This window comes from Comamonadaceae bacterium M7527 (assembly GCA_021044545.1).
Lineage (GTDB): Bacteria > Pseudomonadota > Gammaproteobacteria > Burkholderiales > Burkholderiaceae_C > RS62.
Map to the genome: position 1 here is coordinate 1,518,356 of CP087990.1, position 22,048 is coordinate 1,540,403.

Below are 22,048 nucleotides of genomic sequence, written 5' to 3' on the forward strand. Positions count from 1 at the left end.
TGGCGGACCCTACTCCACGGTCGGCGTTTCTCTTGCGGAAACCTCTTAGGTGGTGGTTTGCCTTAAACAGTTGCCTGCTTGAAGCGTGCTTGGCCGCGGGGTCACTAAATCGCTGCCAAGCCCGCCATTATACGATTTTTATTCGCTGCTGCGAACATTTATCCACAGCCCGGCGTTACCATAGGGCATATGTTCAGTTACAGACACGCTTTTCACGCTGGCAACCACGCCGACGTACTCAAACACGCCACATTGGTCGCTGTTTTACAACACCTCACCCTCAAAGAAGGTGCCCTTCAAGTCGTAGATACGCACGCCGGCGCGGGTTCTTACAAGCTGGACAGCAACAGCGCCGCCACCAGTGCCGAGGCCGACGACGGCATACACGCGCTGCTCACGCACATGAACACCAAAGGCGGAGTCTGTGCCGGCTTTGCTGTCTGCCTACGTGGGCATGCTGCGCCAATTCAACGGTGGCAAAGACATCAAGCAATACCCGGGCTCACCGCTGATTGCAGGCGAATTGCTGCGCAGCCAGGACCGCGTGATGGCTTTTGAGGTGCACCCCACAGACCACCGTGTGCTGCGCGCCACGCTTGAGCAAGCCAAAAGCCGCGCCAAGTTGCAAATGGACAGAAAAAACGGCTTTGAGAGCGTGCGCTCATTGCTGCCACCCGTATCAAGACGCGGCTTGGTGGTGTGTGACCCCAGCTACGAGCTTAAAACCGACTACGCAGACGTGGTCAACATGACGGCCGAGGCGCTCAAGCGCTTTGCCACTGGCTCTATGCTCATTTGGTATCCGCTGGTAGGGCGTGCAGAAGCACACGACCTGCCCCGCAAGCTCAAGAACACCGCTGGTAAAGCTGGCAAAAGCTGGTTGCACGCCACACTGCAAGTGCGCGCAGGCGCTGCAGGCCAAGGCACAGGCGGCGGCCTGGGCGCCAGCGGGGTGTTTGTGGTGAACCCACCGCATACGCTTAAGGCGCAATTGCAAGAGGCCTTGCCCTACCTGGTAGAGGCGCTGGGCCAGGACAAGTACGCAGCATTCAAGCTGGAGTCTCACGGCACTTAAGCGCCCGCCAACAGGCTACACACAAACCCCAATTAATTAACCAACCGACCGGTCGGTTAATTCGCTATACTCCAACATAGCGCGGCCATCATGCCGCCAGCGCAAGCGTATATCCGCTTGTGTCTTGTTTTTGGAGGTTTGCGCATGTACACCCAGTCTCTTGACCAGGCGCCAGTCAACAGCAACGCAGGCGATGCCATAGATATTCGCCAGGACGCGGCCAAACAAGCCGCGTTTGATGCCGTCATAGATGCCGACGGAAAAATTGAAGCGCAAGATTGGATGCCAGCGGCCTACCGCAAAACATTGGTGCGTCAAATCTCGCAACACGCACACTCTGAAGTGGTGGGTATGCTGCCAGAAGGCAACTGGATTGGCCGCGCACCCTCACTCAAACGCAAAGCCATTTTGCTGGCCAAGGTGCAAGACGAGGCCGGGCACGGCCTGTACTTGTACAGCGCTGCCGAAACGCTAGGCTCCAGCCGCGACGAGCTGCTGGACGGTCTGCACAGCGGGCGCGCCAAATACTCCAGCATTTTCAACTACCCCACCTTGTCATGGGCAGACGTGGGCACCATTGGCTGGTTGGTAGATGGCGCTGCCATCATGAACCAAGTGCCGTTGTGCCGCTGCTCATACGGGCCCTACGCGCGCGCCATGATTCGTGTGTGTAAGGAAGAGTCGTTCCACCAACGCCAGGGCTTTGATGCATTGCTGGCCATGATGCAGGGCACGCAAGCCCAACGCGACATGGTGCAAGAGTCTGTCAACCGCTGGTGGTGGCCCGTGCTGATGATGTTCGGCCCACCGGACTCTGACAGCCCCAACAGCGCACAAGGCATGCGCTGGGGCATAAAGCGCATATCCAACGATGACTTGCGCCAGAAGTTTATTGACGCCACGGTTGCTCAAGCCCAAACCCTGGGCGTCACCCTGCCTGACCCCGACCTGAAATGGAACGAGGCGCGCGGCCACTACGACTTTGGCAGCATCAACTGGCAAGCGTTTCAGGACGTGCTGGCGGGCAAAGGCCCTTGCAACACAGAGCGATTGGCCACACGCGTGAAAGCCCATAACGACGGGCAATGGGTGCGCGACGCAGCGGCCGCCTACGCGGCCAAACAAGCCGCGCGCCAGCAACGTCAAGCCGCATAAATTGCAAGGACATCCGCCATGAGCCATGACATCAACCACACGGGCCAGCTGCATTTATGGGAAGTGTTTGTGCGCCCCAGCATGGGCTTGGACCACAAACACTGCGGCAGTGTGCATGCCGCCGACGCGCAACACGCCATGCAGGTGGCACGTGACGTGTACACCCGCCGCATGGAGGGCGTGTCTATTTGGGTGGTGCCATCCAACGCCATAACGGCCAGCGCACCAGCTGACAAAGGCGCGCTGTTTGACCCTGCCAGCGACAAAATCTACCGCCATCCCACCTTTTACAAGCTGCCCGAGTCGGTAGACCACATGTAATGAGCGCCGCCGCCACACTCACCCTGCCACTGCGTGCCTCAGACGTCGCAGCCATGCCTTTGTCTGCGCGCTACATGCTGCACCTGGGCGATAACGCCTTGGTTCTGGCACAACGTTTAAGCCAATGGTGTGGCCACGGCCCCATGCTTGAAGAAGACATCAGCCTGACCAACACCGCCCTGGACTTGCTAGGCCAAGCGCGCTTGCTGTACACGCGTGCGGCTGAGCTGCACGGCGCAGGCCTGAGTGAAGACGACTATGCGTATTGGCGCGACGAGTTTGGTTTTTTAAACTGGACACTCACTGAACTGCCCAACGCGCCTGCAGCAGCCGGCACCGTTGCGCAAGACCGTGACTACGCCACCACCATTGTTCGCGTGGCCTTGTACAGCGCACTGATGGTGCAACTGTGGCAGCAACTCCTTGGCAGCACAGACGAGCAGCTCAGCGGCATTGCCGCCAAGTCTGTGAAAGAAGCGCGCTACCACTGGCAACACGCGCGCATGTGGCTGGTGCGCTTGGGTGACGGCACGCCAAAGTCTCACGCCAGGACACAGGCTGCCCTGACGCAACTGCTGCCCTACATGCAGGAGTGCTTTACAGACAGCGCGCTGGACCAGGCGGCCGCGGCCAGTGGCGTGGGCGTGCTGCCCAGCAGCCTGCAAGACGATTGGCTCATCACCATGCAACAAGCGGCCACTGAGGCCACCCTCTCTTGGCCCACCATGCAAGGCTTTGTGTCTTGCGGCAAGCTGGGCCAGCATTCTGAGCACATGGGCTTTATGTTGGCTGAAATGCAAGCCGTGACCCGCGCGCATCCCGGCGCCGGCTGGTAAGCCATGACCACAGCCGTGCCACTTGACGCTTTTGGTCTGGCCGACCCGCGCCCACAAAAGCGTGCGCAAGTGGCACCCAACACCGCCACTGGCCAGGCGCGCGTACAAGCTGCACACGCTGCACTCGAGGCGGTGATGGACCCCGAAATACCCGTGATCAACTTGCGTGAACTGGGGGTGCTGCGAGACGTGACGCTGCAAAACGACACGCTGCAAGTCACCATCACGCCCACTTATGCCGGCTGCCCGGCCATGGCGCAAATGCGCGAAGACATAGAGGTGGCCTTGCACAACGAGGGTTTGTCGCCATTCGAGGTGCGTACCGTGCTGTCGCCCGCATGGACGACAGACTGGATGAGCGCCAGCACACATGACAAACTGCGCGCCTACGGCATAGCGCCGCCCGCACACCTCAGCACCGAGCCCGCCAACATGGCGCAGCCCATACGCTGGCACAGCTTGCCGCAAGCCACGCCCGCTTGCCCGCAATGCGCCAGCACGCTCACCACACTGATAGCGCAGTCTGGCTCCACCGCCTGCAAGGCCTTGTACCGCTGTGTGCAGTGCAGCGAGCCCTTTGACTACTTCAAGCCCTACTAGTACAAACCCGCCATAAGCCATGACGACCAGCCGCACACCTCATTTCCACGCATTGCGCGTGGCGCACATAGAGCCACAAACCGCGCAAGGCATGGCCTTGTCCTTGCAGGTGCCACCGGAATTGCAGGCCAGCTACGCGTTTGAAGCTGGACAGTTTGTCACCTTGCGCTTTGATTTGAATGGCCAGGACGTGCGCCGGGCTTACTCTATTTGCCAAAGCAAGCCCGACTTTGAGCGCACCAACATGCTGCGCGTGGGTATCAAGCGCGTGGCAGGCGGCTTGGTGTCCAACCATGTGAACGATCAGCTCAAAGTGGGGGACACGCTGGACGTGATGACGCCAGACGGGCGCTTTCACACACCACTGCACGCCAGCAACAGAAAGCACTACCTGGGCATAGCGGGGGGCTCTGGCATCACGCCGCTGCTGTCGCTGGTGGCCACCACCCTGGCGCTAGAGCCGCTGAGCCAGTTCACTTTGCTGTATGGCAACCGCAGCACCAGCCAAACCATGTTTGCAGAAGATCTGCAAAACCTCAAAGACACTTATTTATCCCGCTTTAGCCTGATCAACGTGATGTCAGACGAAGACCAAGGCACAGACATCTTGAACGGCTTGCTGGACCACAGCAAAATTGAAGACCTGCTGGCCAGCCTGATTGACGTGCGCACCGTGGACGAAGCATTTGTATGCGGCCCTGGCCCCATGATGGACGGCGCCGAGGCCGCACTTCTGACTGCAGGTGTCAGCGCAGAACACCTGCACATAGAACGTTTTGGCAGCTCTACGCCCACCGCGGCCGTCACACCCGTAGACGACGACACGCCCGCAGCCACGCTGACGTTTGTCATTGACGGCAAACAACGCGTAACCCGCGTGGCCTTCCCCATTGACGGCGACGACGCGCATGACACGGTACTGGAGGCGGCCTGCTGCGCACGGGCGCATCGCTGCCGTTTTCGTGCAAGGCAGGCAACTGCTGCACTTGCCGCGCCAAGGTCACCAGCGGCACAGTGAAAATGCTCAAAAACTTCGCCCTGAACCCACAAGAAGTTGCCAATGGCTTTGTGCTCACCTGCCAGTGTGTACCGGTTAGCGATACAGTGACCGTGAGTTTCGACGAGCGCTAACCCCACAGTGGCACTGGGCAAGCGCCCATAAAAAAACGCCTCGGTAACGAGGCGTTTTTTTTGGCACAGACAGGCTTTTATCAAGCCTTGGCCAAAGCCTGCTCCAGGTCTGCAATCAAGTCATCAATGTGCTCAATGCCTATAGACAAGCGCACCATGTCGCGTGACACACCAGCTTTGGCCAGCTCTGTCTCATTCAGCTGGCGGTGAGTTGTAGACGCCGGGTGACAGGCCAAGGACTTGGCGTCGCCGATGTTGACCAAACGGGTGAACAACGCCAGCGCATCCTGGAAGGCGGTGCCTGCGGCCAGTGGATCAGCCGCCTTTAGGCCAAAGCTGATGATGCCTGAGGCACGACCACCCATTTGACGCTTGACCAAGGCATAGTCAGCGTGGTCTGGCAAGCCTGCGTAATTGACCCAGGCAATTTTGGCGTGGCCCTTCAAGAACTGCGCCACCTTCACGGCGTTGTCGCAGATGCGGTCCATGCGCAAGGCCAGTGTTTCAATGCCTTGCAAAATTTGGAATGCGTTCATGGGGCTAAGTGCTGCACCCATGTTGCGCAGTGGTACCACGCGGGCGCGGCCAATAAAGGCTGCAGGGCCAAGCGCTTCGGTGTACACCACGCCGTGGTAGCTCACATCTGGCTCGTTGAGGCGCTTGAAGCGCGCCTTGTGTTCAGCCCAGGGGAATTTGCCTGAGTCAACAATAATGCCGCCAATGGTGGTGCCGTGGCCGCCCAGGTATTTGGTGAGTGAGTGCACCACAATATCAGCGCCATGCTCGATGGGGCGGCACAGCGCCGGGCTTGGCACAGTGTTGTCCACAATGAGTGGCACGCCATGCTTGTGTGCAATGTCGGCCAACGCCTTGATATCGGTCACGTTGCCCAGCGGGTTACCCACTGACTCGCAGTACAAGGCCTTGGTGTGCTCGTCAATCAAGGACTCAAAGGTTTCTGGCTTGCTGGCGTCGGCAAAGCGGGTTTCTATGCCCATTTGCGGCAACGTGTGGGCCAGCAAGTTGTAAGTGCCACCGTAGAGCTGCGAGGCCGACACGATGTTGTCGCCGGACTCTGCAATGGTTTGAATCGCGTAGGTGATGGCAGACATGCCAGAGGCCACGGCCAGTGCGCCAACGCCGCCTTCAAGTGCCGCCACACGCGCCTCAAGTACGCCATTGGTGGGGTTCATGATGCGCGAGTAAATATTGCCCGGCACTTTCAGGTCGAACAAGTCTGCGCCGTGCTGCGTGTCATCAAACGCATAGGCCACGGTTTGGTAAATCGGCACCGCCACGGCCTTGGTGGTGGGGTCTGGCGAAAAGCCAGCGTGTACGGCCAGTGTTTCCAACTTCATATGTGTCTCCTGTTTAAAACGGGTGGTTCAGCAACTACAAGCCAACTTCATCGCAAATGGCCAGCACGGGCTCGCTTTGATTCATGGTGTAAAAATGCACGCCCGGTACGCCGCCATTATTGAGCTGGTCTACCAAGTCAACGATGACATCATGCCCGAAGGACTTGATGGACGCGGTGTCGTCGCCAAAGCCTTGCAAGCGCAGGCGAATCCAGCGCGGTATTTCTGCGCCGCACATGTCTGAAAAACGCATGAGCTGCGCACTGTTGGTAATGGGCATGATGCCTGGCACGACGGGCACGTCAACACCCAGCTTGTAAATGTCATCTACAAAGCGAAAGTAGGCGTCGCTGTTGAAGAAGTACTGGGTAATGGCCGAATGCGCACCGGCTTGCACCTTGGTGACAAAGGCTTGCAAGTCAGCCTCGGCGCTGCGCGCTTGCGGGTGTATCTCAGGGTAGGCGGCCACTTCAATGTGAAAGTCGTCGCCAAACTCGGCGCGAATGAATGCCACCAGGTCGCTGGCGTAATGAAACTCGCCACCAGCGCCGTAACCACTGGGCAAGTCGCCACGCAAGGCCACCAGGCGCTTCACGCCCATGCGCTTCAGCGTATGCAACTGCTCACGCACAGAGGCCTTGGTGGCACCAATGCAGGAGAAGTGCGAGGCAGCAGCCACGCCTTCGTCCAATATGTCTTGCACCATGGCAAATGTGCCCACTTGCGTAGAGCCGCCGGCGCCAAAGGTGACTGAGCAAAATTCGGGTTTTTTGGCGTACAGCGCCTTGCGCACCTCGCGCTGTTTCAGCGCGCCTTCTGGCGTTTTGGTTGGAAAAAACTCAAAGCTGACTGGTAGCGTCATAGCGTGCCCACATAAAAAATTCACGGTTGCCGTCACCGCCGGTGATGGCACTTTCAAAAAAATCCAAGCACTGCAAACCGTGCTCGGTCGCAGCGCTTTGCAGCTGCTGCTCAACCTGCTTGTAACTGTTGGCGCTTTTCACCAGGCCGCCTTTGCCTATGTCTGCAGGCTGCAGCTCAAACTGGGGCTTGACCAGCATCAACACGGCGGCACCCGGCTTTAGCAAGGGCAGCACACCTGGCCACACCTTGACCTGCGAGATAAACGACACGTCGCCCACCAAGGCATCAAAACCGTCTACCGCGCGGCTATGCCACTGCGTATTGCTGTGCGCCTGCATGGCGCTTTGCAACGCGTCGGGCTGGTGGTCTCTGGCGTTGAAGCCCTCAACACTGACGACTTGTGCGTGGTCTTTGAGGCGCGGGTGCAGCTGGTCACGCCCCACATCCAGGCCCAATACGCCTTGCGCGCCTTGTTGCAGCAAACAATCGGTAAAACCGCCAGTGCTTTGGCCCACATCGACGCACCACAAACCTTTTGGCGACCAACCGGTATGCGCCAGGGCACCCGCGAGTTTTTGCCCGCCACGCGACACGTACCTGGACGCCTCGGTGTCTGTTGACGCCAGTTCACAGTCATCAGGCACCACTTCACCTGCTTTGCGTGGCGTGCGCCATTCGGCGTCACTGCCTGCGGCCCGCCAGCGCAAGGCTTGCTCGTCTATGAGCCGTTGCGCGGCGGAGCGCGAGGGCGCAAGCCCTCGCGCCACAGCCAGTTGGTCTATGCGCACCCTGCTTAGTAGCGGTAGGTTTCTGGCTTGTAAGGGCCAGTTTGCGCAACGCCAATGTACTTGGCCTGGTCGCTGGTCAGCTCTGTAAGCTGCGCACCAACCTTGGCCAGGTGCAAGCGGGCAACCTTCTCGTCCAAATGCTTTGGCAACACGTACACCTTGCCTTCTTCGTAGAAGTCTGGGCGTGTGAAGATTTCAATTTGCGCCATGGTTTGGTTGGCAAATGAGCTGCTCATCACAAAGCTTGGGTGACCAGTGCCACAGCCCAGGTTGACCAAACGGCCCTTGGCCAACAGAATCACGCGCTTGCCGTCCGGGAAGATCACGTGGTCAACCTGTGGCTTGATTTCTTCCCATGTGCAGCCTTCCAAACCGGCCACGTCGATTTCGTTGTCGAAGTGTCCAATGTTGCAAACAATGGACTGGTCTTTCATCTTGTCCATGTGCGCACGGGTGATGATGTCCTTGTTACCGGTGGCCGTTACAAAAATATCAGCCTTGTCAGCGGCGTAGTCCATGGTGACCACGCGGTAGCCTTCCATGGCGGCTTGCAGTGCACAGATAGGGTCCACTTCTGTTACCCACACCTGGGCGCTGAGTGCGCGCAACGCCTGGGCGCTGCCCTTGCCCACGTCGCCGTAGCCAGCCACCACAGCCACTTTGCCGGCGATCATCACGTCGGTGGCGCGCTTGATACCGTCGACCAATGACTCGCGGCAGCCGTACAGGTTGTCAAACTTGCTCTTGGTCACAGAGTCGTTTACGTTGATGGCGCGCAGCTTCAAGGTGCCGGCAGCGCTCATCTCGTTCAGGCGCAACACGCCTGTGGTGGTCTCTTCGGTAACGCCAATGATGTTGGGCAAACGGCGGCTGTAAAAGCTTGGGTCAACAGCCAGCTTTTTCTTGATGGATGCAAACAAGAAGGTCTCTTCTTCGCTGCCTGGGTTGTCCAGCACACTGATGTCGGCTTCCGCACGCACACCCAGATGCATCAGGCCGGTGGCGTCACCGCCATCGTCCAGAATCATGTTGGGGCCTTCTTCTGGCGTACCCTTTGCACCATCAAATTCAAAAATGCGGTGGGTAAAGTCCCAGTACTCTTCCAAGCTTTCACCCTTGAACGCAAACACTGGTGTGCCAGTGGCCACCAAAGCCGCAGCGGCTTGGTCTTGCGTTGAGTAAATGTTGCAAGATGCCCAACGTACTTGTGCGCCCAGGGCTTGCAAGGTTTCTACCAATACAGCGGTCTGAATGGTCATATGCAAGCTGCCTGTGATGCGCGCGCCCTTAAGCGGCTGCGCTGCAGCAAACTCGTCGCGAATCGCGATTAGGCCTGGCATTTCGGTTTCGGCAATTTTGATTTCTTTGCGCCCCCAAGCGGCCAATGCAATGTCTGCAATGACGTGGTCGGTCGCGTTTTCGGGTTTGATAGCTGCGTTCATGAGAAGCTCCACAATTGGTTTCGGACAAAACCATGCGCTAATGTGGAGAGAACGAGTAGGCTCACCGCATAGAACATGGGTGAGCGCCGTTTACAGTCCGAGCCTCACTTTGAATGCTTCAAAGCTGCAGCGCCCCTCGGATACCAGCTATTGTAACCAAGGCGGCATACTACGCGATAGTCTTGGCAGCAATAACCCCGCCAACAGACGACCGCTGCCCAACAGCTGCCACGCCGCCATTGCATGACCTCACCTGTTCACACCAACACCAAAGCCTTGTATGCACTGCTGGCATCAACCTTTTTTGAGTTGACGGGCGTGTTCATGCTGCTGCCGCTGAACCTGTTGCGGCTTAAAGAGGCTGGGTTGGATACGGCGACAGCGGGTTTGTTTGCTGCTGCGTCTTACTTGGCCATATTTCTCATCACGCCATTCGCTTCCACCATTACACAGCGCCTGGGCAGGCGCAATACGCTGTGGCTAACCGCCGTGGTGCCTGCGATGACCGCACTGGTTTTTGCGCTGTCGCCGTGGGTTGCCAGCTGGTTTGCGGCGCAAGCCATTGCCGGTATGTTTGGCGGCTTGCGCTGGGTGCTGGCCGAGTCTATGGTGGCTGAGTTTGCGCCGCCATCCAAGCGCGGGCGCTTTGTGGGCTTGTTTGAAACGTTGGTGGGCGTCACCTTTGTGCTGGGTCCGCTGGTGTTGGCGTGGGTGGGCCCCACTGATAGCCATGCGCTGTGGCTGGCCCTTGCATTTATCGTGCTGGGCGCAGCCTTCACAACACTCATTCCCAAACTGCCCAGTGCCAGCCACCAAGGCGCCGAGCACCTAGGTGTACGCGGCGTATGGACGGCGCTAACGGCTTACCCAGTGATCATGCTGGCTGGGTTTTTGGGTGGCTTTTTTGAGGCGGGCCTCACATCCATATTGCCGCTTTATGGCTTGCAACTGAATTGGACCGCCAGCGCCTCCACACTGCTGGTAGCGGCCAGCGGCTTTGGCAGTGCCTTGCTGATGCTGCCTGCAGGCATGCTGGCAGACCATTTGTCCAAGCCCTTGGCAAGTGGACAGCCGCGCGCTTTTTGGGGCAGCGCACACCACACGCGCCTGCAACTGATGCGCGCGTCTGCATGGGTCACCCTGGCAGCCACGGCATTACTGCCGTTTGTCCCGTCTTACGGTGCATTGGCTTGGCTGGTAGCGTTGCTATGGGGTGGCGCGGGTGGCGTGCTGTATACCTTTGCCATGATAGACATTGGCTCGCGCGAACGCGGTACAGCGCTGGTCAGTGGCACGGCCGTGCTGGTGCTGGCTTACACGCTGGGCGGCATGACAGCGCCCGCATTGGGCGCCCTGGCTTTGCAAACATCCGTACAAGTGGCGTTCCCGCTGCTGCTGGCGAGCGCAGCGGGCTTGGGTGTGTGGATGTTGGGGTGGCCAGCCACCGATCAGCGCCCTGCTAAGCCCTAGCCAACACCGGCGCCAAGGCAAGCCCAGTAGCCGTGCGCAATTGCACCAAGGCCTCCGGCGGTGCGGCAGCGACTATTTGTCCACCTTCGTTGCCGCCGTCTGGCCCCAGGTCAATAACCCAGTCGGCTTCGGCGATCACGTCCAAATCGTGCTCTATCACCACCACCGAGTGGCCTGCGTCTACCAAGCGGTGCAACACACGTATGAGCTTTTCCACGTCGGCCATGTGCAGGCCCACGGTGGGCTCATCCAGTACATACAAGGTGTGCGGTGCTTTTTGGCCGCGCTTGCCTACCTCGTCACGCACTTTGGTCAGCTCTGTGACCAGCTTGATGCGCTGCGCCTCACCGCCACTCAAGGTGGGTGACGGCTGGCCCAGTGTGAGGTAGCCCAGCCCCACGTCTTTCAGAAGCTGCAAGGGATGAGCAATAGAGGGCATGCTGGCAAAGAAGTCGACGGCCTCGTCTACCGCCATGGACAACACATCGCCCACGCTTTTGCCACGCCAAGTCACGGCCAAGGTCTCGGGGTTGAAGCGCGCACCGTGACAGGCTTCGCACAGCACTTTGACATCTGGCAAAAAGCTCATCTCTACGGTGCGCATGCCTTGACCTTCACAGCCTGGGCAACGGCCTTCGCCGGTGTTAAACGAAAAGCGTCCTGGCGCATAACCACGTGCTTTGGCTTCAAGTGTTTCAGCAAACAGCTTGCGCACTGTGTCCCAAAAACCAATATAGGTGGCTGGGCATGAGCGAGGCGTTTTGCCAATAGGTGTTTGGTCAACCTCCAACACGCGGTCCAGCGACTGGTAGCCACTCAGACTGGCGCAGCCTACCCACGTTGGCAGCTCAACCGTCTCCCCTTTGGACTGCGCCCGCTTGATGGCTGGCGTGACCGCCATGGCCACATTGGTGAGCAACACGTCGCGTGCCAGCGTGGACTTGCCTGAGCCCGACACACCCGTAATCGCGACCAGGCGTTTGAGCGGCACTTGCACACTGACGTTTTGCAGGTTGTGCAAGTGGGCCCTGGTTAGCACCAATGCACCATCGCCAGCATCGGCATCGGCCGTCGACTTTGGCAAGGCAAACAATCGTCGCGCTTGCATGGGGTGTTTGATGGCGTCACGCAAGTAACGTCCGGTCACAGACTCATGGGCCTTCATCACGTCGGCCACTGTGCCCTGGGCCACCACGGTGCCGCCGCGCTTGCCTGCACTGGGGCCTATATCTATCAGGTGGTCGGCGCGGCGAATGGTGTCTTCGTCGTGCTCAACCACCACCAAGGTGTTGCCTTTGCCACCCAAAGCATGCAGTGCGTTCAACAACATGTGATTGTCACGCGCATGCAAGCCAATAGTGGGCTCATCCAGCACGTAGCAAACGCCTTGCAGGTTGCTGCCCAGCTGCGCGGCCAGCCTGATGCGCTGCGCTTCACCGCCACTTAACGTAGGTGCGCCACGGTCTAGCGTCAAGTAGCCCAGGCCCACGTCTTGCAGAAATTGCAAGCGCGATTCGATCTCGGGAATGAGGTCTCTGGCGATGTCTGTCTCGCGGGTGCTGAGCTTCAGTTGCTGCACCCAGCTGTGCACATCGCGCACAGACAAGCGCGCCACTTCGGCAATGCCCACACCGGCAAACTGCACGGCTCTGGCTTGCGGGTTCAGTCGTGTGCCTGTGCAAGCGGGGCAAGCCTCGTTCACGTCTTCGTCCAACTCAGGCTCGGCAAAGCTTTGCTCGCGACCGCGGTCTTTGTCGTCGCGCGTAGAGTCGTCCAGCGTGATGCGCTGCACCTTGTTTAAGCGCAGGCCTGTGCCCACGCACTCGGTACACCAGCCGTGTTTGCTGTTGTAAGAGAACAAGCGGGGATCTAGCTCAGGATAGCTGGTAGCGCAGGTGGGGCAGGCGCGCAAGCTAGAGGCCACTTGCACCTTGCCAATCGTGGCCGTAGGCAGGCCTTGGGCCATGGCCTCTTTAAGACCACCCAAGCCCACCAACACATGCACCACGCCTTTGCCGTGCAACAAGGCCTCTTTGAGCAAGCGGCGCAACTCGCCTTCGTTGTTGGCGTTGACCACCAAGTCGCCCACGGGCAACTCAATGTTGTGCTCTTTAAAGCGGTCAATGCGCGGGAAGTTGTCTGTGGGCAAAAATTCCCCGTCTACGCGCAAGTACGGGTAACCGCGCGGCTTGGCCCAGTCGGCCAGCTCGGTGTACACACCTTTTCGCCCAACCACCAGTGGCGCCAACAAACCAATGTGTTGGCCCTTGTGCTGCTTCAACAGGTTGGCCGCCATGGCATCCGGGGTTTGTGGCAGCACGGCAGCTCCGTCATGCACGCAGTGCTGCGTGCCCAGCTTCACATACAGCAAGCGCAGGTAATGCCACACCTCGGTGGTGGTGCCCACTGTGCTCTTGCGCCCGCCCCGGCTTAGACGCTGCTCAATGGCCACGGTAGGCGGTATGCCATATACGGCGTCTACCTCTGGCCTGCCTGCAGGCTGCACGATAGAACGCGCATAGGCGTTTAGCGACTCCAGGTAGCGGCGCTGACCTTCGTGGAACAAAATATCAAACGCAAGTGTTGACTTGCCAGAGCCAGACACGCCGGAGATGACGTTGAATTTGCCACGCGGAATGTTCAGGCTGATGCCTTTCAAGTTGTGCTCTTTGGCGTTGACGATTTGAATATCGTTTGACGGCTTGATGCGCGGCTTGGTGGCATAGGCCGCAGCCTTGTCGCTCACGACATGACCGCCCAAGCCCATGGCCATGTCGTAGTCGCGCATGGCTTTGGCCGTGTGCGATGTGGGGTGCTCGCGCAGCGCTTCAGGCGTACCTTGCGCCACTATGTGGCCACCGCCAATGCCGCCTTCGGGGCCCAGGTCTATCAACCAATCAGCCGCGCGAATCACGTCCAGGTTGTGCTCAATCACCAACACAGAGTGGCCTGCCTCCATCAAACGGCGCAGCGCGCGCATCAGCGTGGCAATGTCTTCAAAGTGCAAGCCGGTGGTGGGCTCGTCAAACATGAACAGCGCGCCTTTTGTGGCAACTGCTTGACGGCTGCTGGTGCCGCCTTTGGCCGCTTGGGCCAAAAAGCCTGCCAGCTTTAAACGCTGTGCCTCACCACCAGACAGGGTGGGCACAGGCTGGCCCAGCTTCACGTAGTCCAAGCCCACATCCACAATGGGCTGCAGCGCGCGCAGCACGTCGCGCTCTTGTGCAAACACCTGCACAGCTTGTGCAACGGTGAGGTTCAATATATCGGCCACGTTGAGGCCTGCATCACCGGCCTTGGCATCTGGGTGCTGGTGAGTCAGACGTACCTCCAGCACCTCTGGCCTGTAGCGCTGGCCGTCACAGTCTGGGCAGCGCAAGTAAACGTCACTCAGAAACTGCATTTCAACGTGCTCAAAGCCGGAGCCGCCACACAGTGGGCAGCGACCATCACCACCGTTGAAGCTGAACTTGGACGCGGTGTAGCCGCGCTCACGCGCCAGCGGTGCAGTGGCCAGCAGGCTGCGCAAGCTGTCCCATGCGCCTACATAGCTCACAGGGTTTGAGCGCGACGTTTTACCAATGGGAGACTGGTCTACAAACACCACGTCACTCAGTTGCTCGGCGCCCATCAGTCGATCAAACGCGCCGGGCGCATCGGTGGGCTTGCCAAAGTGACGCAGCAGCGCAGGTGCCAGCACGTCCTGCACCAAGGTGGACTTGCCAGAGCCAGACACACCAGTGACACACACCAGGCGCTGCAGTGGTATGGACACTTGCACGTTTTGCAAGTTGTGTTCACGCGCACCTTCCAGAATAAGACGTGGCGTGTTGTCGCTCACCATGCGCTTAAAGCCCATGCCCACCTGCTTGCGATTGCCCAGGTAGGCGCCGGTCAGCGTATCGGCCTTGCGCAGCTGCGCAGGTGTGCCATCAAACACAATGTCGCCGCCACGCTCGCCTGGGCCAGGCCCCATGTCGATCACGCGGTCTGCGGCCAACATCACAGCCGGGTCGTGCTCAACCACGACCAGCGTATTGCCTGCGTCACGCAGGCGTTGCATGGCCTCGGTGATACGGTCCATATCGCGCGGGTGCAAGCCTATGCTGGGCTCATCCAATACAAACAAGGTGTTGACCAACGACGTGCCCAAAGCCGTGGTGAGGTTGATGCGCTGCACCTCACCACCAGACAGGGTGCGGCTTTGGCGGTCCAGCGTGAGATAGCCCAGCCCCACATGGCACAGGTACTTGAGGCGCGTGGTGATCTCCTCAAACAACAAGGCTTGCGCGCGCGCATCAGCATCTGCGCGGTCAACCACAGTGGCCTCCACGCTTTGGAAAAACACCAGCATTTGGTCTAGCGGCATGCACATGAGGTCGTGCAAGCTCAAGCCGGGCAGGGCTTGCAGCTGTTCATTGGTCCACGACACACCCACGGGCTTGAAGCGCTTGTAGCTGTCCAGCGCGGCGTTGGCTTGCTCGGCATTGCCCAAACGCCACAACAGACTTTCTGTTTTCAGGCGTGCGCCGCCGCAGTCACCACAAGGCGTGTAGCTGCGGTACTTGGACAGCAGCACACGGATGTGCATCTTGTAGGACTTGCTTTCCAAATACTCAAAAAAGCGCTTGATGCCATACCACTGCTGATTCCACTTGCCAGCCCAGTTGGGTGAGCCGTTGATCACCCAGTCTTTGTGCGCATCTGTGAGCTTGTGCCAAGGTGTGTCACGCGGTATGCCGGCCGTCTCAGCGTGGCGCATGAGGTCGTCTTGGCACTCTTGCCACGCTGGGGTTTGTATGGTTTTGATGGCGCCGCCGCGCAAGCTGAGTTTGTCGTTTGGAATCACCAAACCGTAGTCCACACCAATCACCCGACCAAAACCACGGCAAGTTGCGCACGCGCCTACAGGCGAGTTAAACGAAAACATGCTGGGCGTGGGCTTTTGGTAGCGAATGTGGCTGTCCGGGCAATGCAAGCCGCTGGAAAACTGCCACCGTTGCTCATCGCCCTCGTCGTTGCCAAAGGCCACATATACCGACATATGGCCAGAACCACGCTTGAGTGCCACCTCAATCGCCTCAATGGCGCGGGCACGGTCCAGCTTGCTGGCCTTAAAACGGTCGGCCACCACGTCCAGCACTTTGCGCGTGCCATCCAGCTCAGCCGCTTTCTTTTTAGGCGTTTTCTTGGCGGCTACTTTCTTGGCCGCTTTGCCTAACAACGTTGCTGCCTCATGGGTGCTGTGCAAGTCTTTTACAGCCACATCACGCTGTGCATGTATGCGGGTAAAGCCGCTGGCAGACAGCCACTGCTCTACCTCTTCAGGTGTGGTGGTTGCAGGCAACTCGACCGGAAAGGTCACCACCAGCCGCGCATCCAAGCCAGCACTGCGCTGCGCGATGGCGTCAAAAATAGTGTCGGCGTTGTCGTGCTGCACAGGCTGCGCGGTTTGCCTGTCAAACAACTGGGCGCTGCGGGCAAACAACAACTTGAGGTGGTCGTTCAGCTCTGTCATGGTGCCCACTGTTGAGCGTGAGCTGCGCACCGGGTTGGTTTGGTCAATGGCAATGGCAGGCGGCACGCCGTCAACGCGGTCTACCGCGGGCTTGTCCATACGATCCAGAAACTGGCGCGCGTAGGCTGAAAACGTCTCAACATAGCGGCGCTGACCTTCAGCAAACAAGGTGTCAAACACCAGACTGGACTTGCCCGAGCCGCTGGGCCCAGTCACCACTGTCAGCTCGTTGGTGCGTATATCCAAGTCCAGGTTTTTAAGCGTGTGCTGGCGCGCACCGCGTATGCGAATAAGCCCCTCCTCGGAGGCTTGCTGAGCCGACTTGGGTAACTTGTTGGACTTGAGTGGTTTAGACATACAGCGCCGCCATTTATAGATTGGACAAACATTCTATGTAGTCTTGTCCAGCCAGCGGGCCGCGCTTGGGCATGCTGCAGCGACGCAAAGGGTCAACCTGCAGAAATGTGCGTTGTAGAAAGACGCAATAGGTACGGTTGGGATTTGGTCGTGTCAACCAAGACAGTCCATTAAGACTTCACCACCAACACGGGCACCTCGCTGTGGGTGAGCACCTTTTGGGTTTCGCTGCCCAATATCAACGCCTTCACGCCGCTGCGCCCGTGAGAGCCCATCACGATGAGATCGCAGTTTTCAGCCTTGGCGGTGTCCAGAATGCCCTCATAAACCGCGTTGCGCTCTATGGTGTCGGCCTTGAATGGCACGCCTGCGGCTTCGGCAATTTCTCGCACTTTGGCCAATGACTGCTTGGCTGACGCCTGCGCCTCGCTGAGGTAGGCCTGCAAACCAAAAGCAGACGCCTCGCCCAGGCCAATGTAAGGAAACGGGTCAATCACCACCACAGAGACCATGCTGGCGTTGTGTATGCTGGCCAGCTCTACTGCTTTGCGCGCAGCCACCAAGGCTTTGTCTGATCCGTCGGTAGGCAACAAAATGTTCTTGAACATGAAAGACTCCTTTTCAGTGAACTGACCAGCAAAAACCCACTTTGCCGGCCCTCGTTGCCAGTGTAGGGCCACTGCAAGAAGCTGCGTTGCGCTGTGTCAAACGCCATTGACATCGCTCAAGCGCGGCAACTTTGGCGACTGCCAGTGCTTTGGATTGTGGCTAGCATATGCAGCGAAACCACTTTCAGGAGATAAACCATGTTTAACCACGTCATGGTAGGCACCAACGACATAGAGCGCGCCAAGCGTTTTTACGATGCGGTGCTGGGCACCTTGGGTGTTGGAGAGCCTGCGCTGAACAAAAGCCCAACAGGCCACACCCGCTTGTTCTACCGCCACGACGGCGGCACATTTGGCGTAACACAGCCTATCAACGACCAACCAGCGAGCCCGGCAAACGGCAGCACCCTGGGCTTTAAATGCACCTCACCTGAACAGGTTAAGGCGTTTCACGATACGGCAGTCGCGCACGGCGGCACGTCTATTGAAGACCCACCGGGCCTGCGTGAAGGCGCTATGGGTGCCATGCATTTGTCGTATGTGCTTGACCCAGACGGCAACAAGTTGTGCGCTTTGTACCGCGTACCAAAAGCGGCTTAAACCCCAACGCTAAGCGCGCGTAATACCCACGGGTATGGCGCCCGCCTGGTGCCAAGCGTTGCCGGCAAACCAGTCTCCACCACGCAAGTAGTCGGCCAACATATCCAAGCCGTCCAAGCCCCAAAACACACGGGCTTGTGGCTGGCTTTGCGCGTTATGGGCTACAACCGTTGGCACGCCAAACACACCTGCGGCCAGCGCTTGCTCGGTATTGGTGCGCAAACGCGCTTTTACCCAGTCTGCATCACGCCATGCATCGCCTCTGGTGGCCACATGTTGTTGCAACTGGGCTTCAAGGCTTGCAAACGCGCAGCGTCGTTGGGGTCTAAACCTGCCGTCTGTCCAGCCTCAGCACTGGCCCACACGTGTCGCAGTGAAAGCTCTGCGCTGTAGCGGTTAACGCAACCATTGTCGTCAGCTGCGCCCAACACAGTGCGCAGCAAAACCAATGGATTGAACGGATGGCTGGCAGGCATAGCCATGGTCACACCCAAACGCTGCGCCTGCCACAGCACCTGCCTATAAGTCCACTCGCGCTTGCCTGCAATTTCCGCAGGGCCTTTTTGGCCATTGGCGGCCAGCATGGCGCCAAACAACACCGGCTTGTAAGACACGCTTACGCTCAAGCCCTCAAGTGCTTTTGGCAAATGCTCGAACGCCAAATGGGCGTATGGCGAGATAGGATCAAAGTAAAAATCTAATGGCATCTGCTGTGCTGGCTTAATCGTCAAACTGAGCGGCCTCTCGCGCCAGCAATGTCTGCCACAAGGCTTTCTTGGCGTCATTGCTCATGCCGCCCCAGCGCGCAATTTCATCCAGGTTTCGGTAGCAACCACCGCACAAAGGCTGTTGCGGTGTTACCGCACTCATGGTGCACACACCCACGCAGGGCGACGGCACCGCGCTGGGGTTTAGGCGCTGGGCACGCTGCCAGCGGCTGTCCAATGAGTCGGCTAAGTTGTTGTTTGAGTCGGCCATGGCTTGATTGTGCTGCGGCTTGTCGCAGCCTGCGGTCACCACCGCGGCACGCCCGCGTTGGCCAAGCGGTCTTTAACGCAGCGTCCCTTCAAGTCGCAACACGGCGCACCAGTAGCAAACTGGTACCCATCAGCATCAGCACGCCGCCAAACAGGCGGTTTTGGTTGCGCTGGGCCTTGGCCGAGCGCATCAGCGCCTGCAGGCGAGACGCCAGGTAGGCATAGCCATGCATCACGACCGTATCCACGGCATTCATGGTGAGACACAAGATAAGCAGCTGCAACGCAAGCGACTTGCCGGGATCAATAAACTGCGGCAGCACAGCCACCATGAACACAATGCCTTTGGGGTTGGACAGGTTGGTAAACACACCTGTGAGTACGCGCTCGCGTGTGCTGGGTACGCGCTTGCTCAAACCCTCTGTGGTGGCCTGCGTGGCGTCTGCTACCGCCGACTCGTCGCTGGTCACGGCGGCGCGCCACTGCTTGACGCCCAAGTAAAACAAGTAAGCCGCACCCACTACTTTCACCACCAGAAACGCATTGGCCGAAGCCACCAATACGGCGCCTACGCCTGCTCCCGCAATCAGCAACACAACCGACAGGCCCAGCTGCAAACCCAGCACAGTTGCCGAGGCTTTTTTTACGCCATAGGCCAAGCCATGGCTCATAGAGATGACCGCACCTGAGCCGGGCGACACCGCAATCACCCAACACGCTGCAAAGTAGGCCAACCAAACATGCAATTCCATGGTGAGAGTGTATCGGCTAGTGCAGGCTTGCAGCCTGTTGGCGACTGCACGACGACGCTAAAAATATGACAATGGACACATGACTGATAGCAAAACCCCAAAACTCTCCATGCTGGACCTGGTCGCTGTGCGCGAGGGCGGCACAGTGCGACAAGCACTGGATGTGGCGCTGCAAACCGCACAGCATGCCGAGCACTTGGGCTTTACCCGCTACTGGCTGGCCGAACACCACAACATGAGCGGCATTGCCAGCTCGGCAACCGCCGTACTGATCGGGCACCTGGCTGGGGGCACACAACGCATACGCGTGGGGTCTGGCGGCATTATGTTGCCCAACCACGCACCGCTGGTGGTGGCTGAAGCCTTTGGCACGCTGGCCGAGCTGTACCCCAACCGCATTGACTTGGGCCTTGGTCGTGCGCCCGGTACAGACCGCGCCACCATGCGCGCGCTGCGACGCGACAGACCAGAGACTGAGCAAGACTTTCCCAACGATGTGACCGAGCTACAGCGTCTGCTGGGGCCGGTGCAAGACAGTGACAGCATTACCGCCACGCCTGGCACCAACACCAACGTGCCCATCTGGTTATTGGGCTCTAGCCTGTTTTCTGCGCAACTGGCGGCGCAGCGCGGTTTGCCGTTTGCGTTTGCCTCGCACTTTGCGCCACGCATGTTGCTGCAAGCCATCGCCATTTACCGCAGCACCTTCAGGCCCAGCGCCCAACTGGCCAAACCTTATGTCGCCATAGGTGTGCCGCTCATCGCCGCCCCCACAGACCAGGAGGCCGATTACCTGGCCAGCAGCACCTACCAGCGCGTGCTGGGCATACTCACCGGCCAGCGCGGCCAACTGCCACCGCCGCGCGACGGCTTCCTGGCCAGCCTGCCCGCCAACGCCAGAGCTGCAATTGACGACTTTTTGGCTGCCGCCGTTATTGGCGGGCCAGACACAGTGCAAAACGGGTTTCAACAACTGTTTGAGGCCACGCAAGCTGATGAATTTGTGCTGGTCAGCGATGTGTTTGACCCAAGTCTCAGGCTGCGGTCGTTGGATATTGCAGCGCAGGCTATCCAGCAAGTGGCGAGTACACCCGAGGCGTTGTTGTTGGACTAGGCCGTCTCGCAGCGGCTACCGCGCCCTCAGTAGTGCGGCGGCAAGTCGTCGCGCAGGCTTCTGAATTCGCCGCCAGCGTCACCAGACTCAGGCACGCGTTTTTTCAAGGTGAGCACTTGCGCCACCAGCGCGTCTATCTGCGTTTGTTGGCGCGTCACCATTCAGCATGGCCACGCTCACACGGCTGTTGGGTTTACGGCCCAGCGCTTGGCTGATGTAGTCGGCAGCAGTTACCAATTTGTCCAGGTCTAACTCGGTGCTAATGCCCATGCCGTGCAGCATGTAGACCACGTCTTCGGTTGCCACATTACCGGTCGCGCCTTTGGCGTAAGGGCAACCACCCAAGCCTGCAATAGACGACTCGAAGTGGCTGATGCCCATTTGCAAAGCGGCCAATGTATTGGCCAACGCCTGGCCGTAGGTGTCGTGAAAGTGTCCCGCCACGCACGCCAGATCGTAGTGTTTGAGTGCGGCCTCCATCGCGGCTTGCACAGTGCGAGGTGTGCCCACGCCTATGGTGTCTGCCACGGCAATGCGCTGCACGCCCATAGCTTTCATCATGCCCGCAACCTCGGCCACTTTGGCGGGCACTACCTCGCCCTCATAGGGGCAGCCTACCGCGCAAGAAATCGCGCCGCGCGTGGCCACGCCTGCCGCATGTGCGGCGGCCACCACGGGCTCAAACATGGCCATGGATTCGGCTATGGCGCAGTTGATGTTTTTTTGGCTAAAGGCCTCACTGGCCGCGCCGAACACCACCACCTCTTGTGCGCCTGCGGCCAAGGCTGCCTCCAGGCCTTTCATGTTGGGGGTGAGTACGCTAACGGTGGCCGGCTTGACAAGCTGGGATAAAGACGACGCACGCAATCCAGCCATCACATCGGCGGCATCGGCCATTTGCGGCACCCATTTGGGGCTCACAAAACTGGTGGCTTCAAAGTGGCGCACACCGGCTTTTAACAAGCGCTCAATAAGGCCCAGCTTATGCGCAATCGCCACCATGGTTTTTTCATTTTGCAAGCCGTCTCTGGGGCCTACCTCTGTGATGTGCACGTGGCTGGGATAGTTCATGTGTGGTCTTT

The 22,048-nt window shown here is 59.0% G+C and carries 16 protein-coding genes, 4 pseudogenes and 1 riboswitch; of the genes and pseudogenes, 9 read left to right on the forward strand and 11 right to left on the reverse strand.

What is annotated here, in order from left to right; all coding sequences use genetic code 11:
* The first annotated feature begins 189 nt into the window (after window positions 1-189).
* From rlmJ to LN050_07475, 6 genes and pseudogenes are all read left to right on the forward strand, one after another.
* A pseudogene (rlmJ, locus tag LN050_07450) lies at window positions 190-1,075 on the forward strand (23S rRNA (adenine(2030)-N(6))-methyltransferase RlmJ).
* 144 nt (window positions 1,076-1,219) lie between these two features.
* The gene (gene paaA / locus LN050_07455; GenBank protein ID UFS55659.1) at window positions 1,220-2,230 is read left to right on the forward strand and encodes a 1,2-phenylacetyl-CoA epoxidase subunit A; all 1,011 of its coding nucleotides are present in this window, start codon (window positions 1,220-1,222) and stop codon (window positions 2,228-2,230) included.
* A gap of 18 nt (window positions 2,231-2,248) precedes the next feature.
* Window positions 2,249-2,551, forward strand: a complete 303-nt coding sequence (paaB, locus tag LN050_07460; protein UFS55660.1) for a 1,2-phenylacetyl-CoA epoxidase subunit B — start codon at window positions 2,249-2,251, stop codon at window positions 2,549-2,551.
* A gap of 53 nt (window positions 2,552-2,604) precedes the next feature.
* Complete coding sequence (gene paaC / locus LN050_07465; GenBank protein ID UFS57358.1) at window positions 2,605-3,387, forward strand: phenylacetate-CoA oxygenase subunit PaaC; 783 nt, start codon at window positions 2,605-2,607, stop codon at window positions 3,385-3,387.
* Between the two features lie 3 nt (window positions 3,388-3,390).
* The gene (gene paaJ, locus LN050_07470) at window positions 3,391-3,987 is read left to right on the forward strand and encodes a phenylacetate-CoA oxygenase subunit PaaJ (GenBank protein ID UFS55661.1); all 597 of its coding nucleotides are present in this window, start codon (window positions 3,391-3,393) and stop codon (window positions 3,985-3,987) included.
* A gap of 19 nt (window positions 3,988-4,006) precedes the next feature.
* Window positions 4,007-5,118: pseudogene (locus LN050_07475) on the forward strand (FAD-binding oxidoreductase).
* Window positions 5,119-5,198: 80 nt separating this feature from the next.
* Here LN050_07475 and LN050_07480 read toward each other — a convergent pair.
* From LN050_07480 to ahcY, 4 genes are read right to left on the reverse strand one after another with little or no spacing between them, the layout of a single operon-like run.
* Window positions 5,199-6,476, reverse strand: coding sequence for an aminotransferase class I/II-fold pyridoxal phosphate-dependent enzyme (locus LN050_07480; protein UFS55662.1), 1,278 nt, complete (start codon window positions 6,474-6,476; stop codon window positions 5,199-5,201).
* 34 nt (window positions 6,477-6,510) lie between these two features.
* A complete protein-coding gene (gene metF / locus LN050_07485) occupies window positions 6,511-7,338 on the reverse strand; it encodes a methylenetetrahydrofolate reductase [NAD(P)H] (GenBank protein UFS55663.1) in 828 nt (275 codons plus the stop codon).
* Window positions 7,316-8,107, reverse strand: coding sequence for a TlyA family RNA methyltransferase (locus LN050_07490; GenBank protein UFS55664.1), 792 nt, complete (start codon window positions 8,105-8,107; stop codon window positions 7,316-7,318). The genes metF and LN050_07490 overlap by 23 nt, the downstream gene beginning before the upstream one ends.
* Window positions 8,108-8,133: 26 nt before the next feature.
* The gene (gene ahcY / locus LN050_07495; GenBank protein UFS55665.1) at window positions 8,134-9,570 is read right to left on the reverse strand and encodes an adenosylhomocysteinase; all 1,437 of its coding nucleotides are present in this window, start codon (window positions 9,568-9,570) and stop codon (window positions 8,134-8,136) included.
* A 74-nt stretch (window positions 9,571-9,644) separates the two neighbouring features.
* A riboswitch (S-adenosyl-L-homocysteine riboswitch) is annotated at window positions 9,645-9,712 on the reverse strand.
* Window positions 9,713-9,813: 101 nt separating this feature from the next.
* On the opposite strand from ahcY, the gene LN050_07500 reads away from it, so the two are divergent.
* On the forward strand, window positions 9,814-11,040 hold the full coding sequence (locus LN050_07500) for an MFS transporter (GenBank protein UFS55666.1): 1,227 nt from the start codon (window positions 9,814-9,816) through the stop codon (window positions 11,038-11,040).
* Here LN050_07500 and uvrA read toward each other — a convergent pair.
* Together uvrA and LN050_07510 are read right to left on the reverse strand one after the other, a co-directional pair.
* Complete coding sequence (gene uvrA / locus LN050_07505) at window positions 11,030-16,915, reverse strand: excinuclease ABC subunit UvrA (GenBank protein ID UFS55667.1); 5,886 nt, start codon at window positions 16,913-16,915, stop codon at window positions 11,030-11,032. The genes LN050_07500 and uvrA overlap by 11 nt on opposite strands.
* 170 nt (window positions 16,916-17,085) lie before the next feature.
* Window positions 17,086-17,523 (reverse strand): universal stress protein, encoded by a 438-nt coding sequence (locus LN050_07510; GenBank protein UFS55668.1) that lies wholly within the window; start codon window positions 17,521-17,523, stop codon window positions 17,086-17,088.
* Window positions 17,524-17,721: 198 nt separating this feature from the next.
* On the opposite strand from LN050_07510, the gene LN050_07515 reads away from it, so the two are divergent.
* The gene (locus LN050_07515; GenBank protein UFS55669.1) at window positions 17,722-18,123 is read left to right on the forward strand and encodes a VOC family protein; all 402 of its coding nucleotides are present in this window, start codon (window positions 17,722-17,724) and stop codon (window positions 18,121-18,123) included.
* Window positions 18,124-18,132: 9 nt separating this feature from the next.
* Here LN050_07515 and LN050_07520 read toward each other — a convergent pair.
* The 3 genes and pseudogenes from LN050_07520 to LN050_07530 form a co-directional block, all read right to left on the reverse strand.
* Window positions 18,133-18,830 (reverse strand): annotated as a pseudogene (locus LN050_07520) (2-hydroxychromene-2-carboxylate isomerase).
* Window positions 18,831-18,843: 13 nt separating this feature from the next.
* A complete protein-coding gene (locus LN050_07525; protein ID UFS55670.1) occupies window positions 18,844-19,101 on the reverse strand; it encodes a DUF1289 domain-containing protein in 258 nt (85 codons plus the stop codon).
* 88 nt (window positions 19,102-19,189) lie between these two features.
* Window positions 19,190-19,852 carry a LysE family transporter gene (locus tag LN050_07530; GenBank protein ID UFS55671.1) on the reverse strand — a complete coding sequence of 221 codons (663 nt, stop codon included), beginning with the start codon at window positions 19,850-19,852 and terminating at the stop codon, window positions 19,190-19,192.
* A gap of 79 nt (window positions 19,853-19,931) precedes the next feature.
* Here LN050_07530 and LN050_07535 point away from each other — a divergent pair, with 79 nt between their 5' ends.
* Window positions 19,932-20,966, forward strand: a complete 1,035-nt coding sequence (locus LN050_07535; GenBank protein UFS55672.1) for an LLM class flavin-dependent oxidoreductase — start codon at window positions 19,932-19,934, stop codon at window positions 20,964-20,966.
* A gap of 26 nt (window positions 20,967-20,992) precedes the next feature.
* On the opposite strand, the gene LN050_07540 is transcribed toward LN050_07535, so the two are convergent.
* Window positions 20,993-21,082 carry a hypothetical protein gene (locus LN050_07540; GenBank protein UFS55673.1) on the reverse strand — a complete coding sequence of 30 codons (90 nt, stop codon included), beginning with the start codon at window positions 21,080-21,082 and terminating at the stop codon, window positions 20,993-20,995.
* A gap of 46 nt (window positions 21,083-21,128) precedes the next feature.
* Window positions 21,129-22,037, reverse strand: a pseudogene (locus LN050_07545) (hydroxymethylglutaryl-CoA lyase).
* Between the last annotated feature and the right edge of the window lie 11 nt (window positions 22,038-22,048).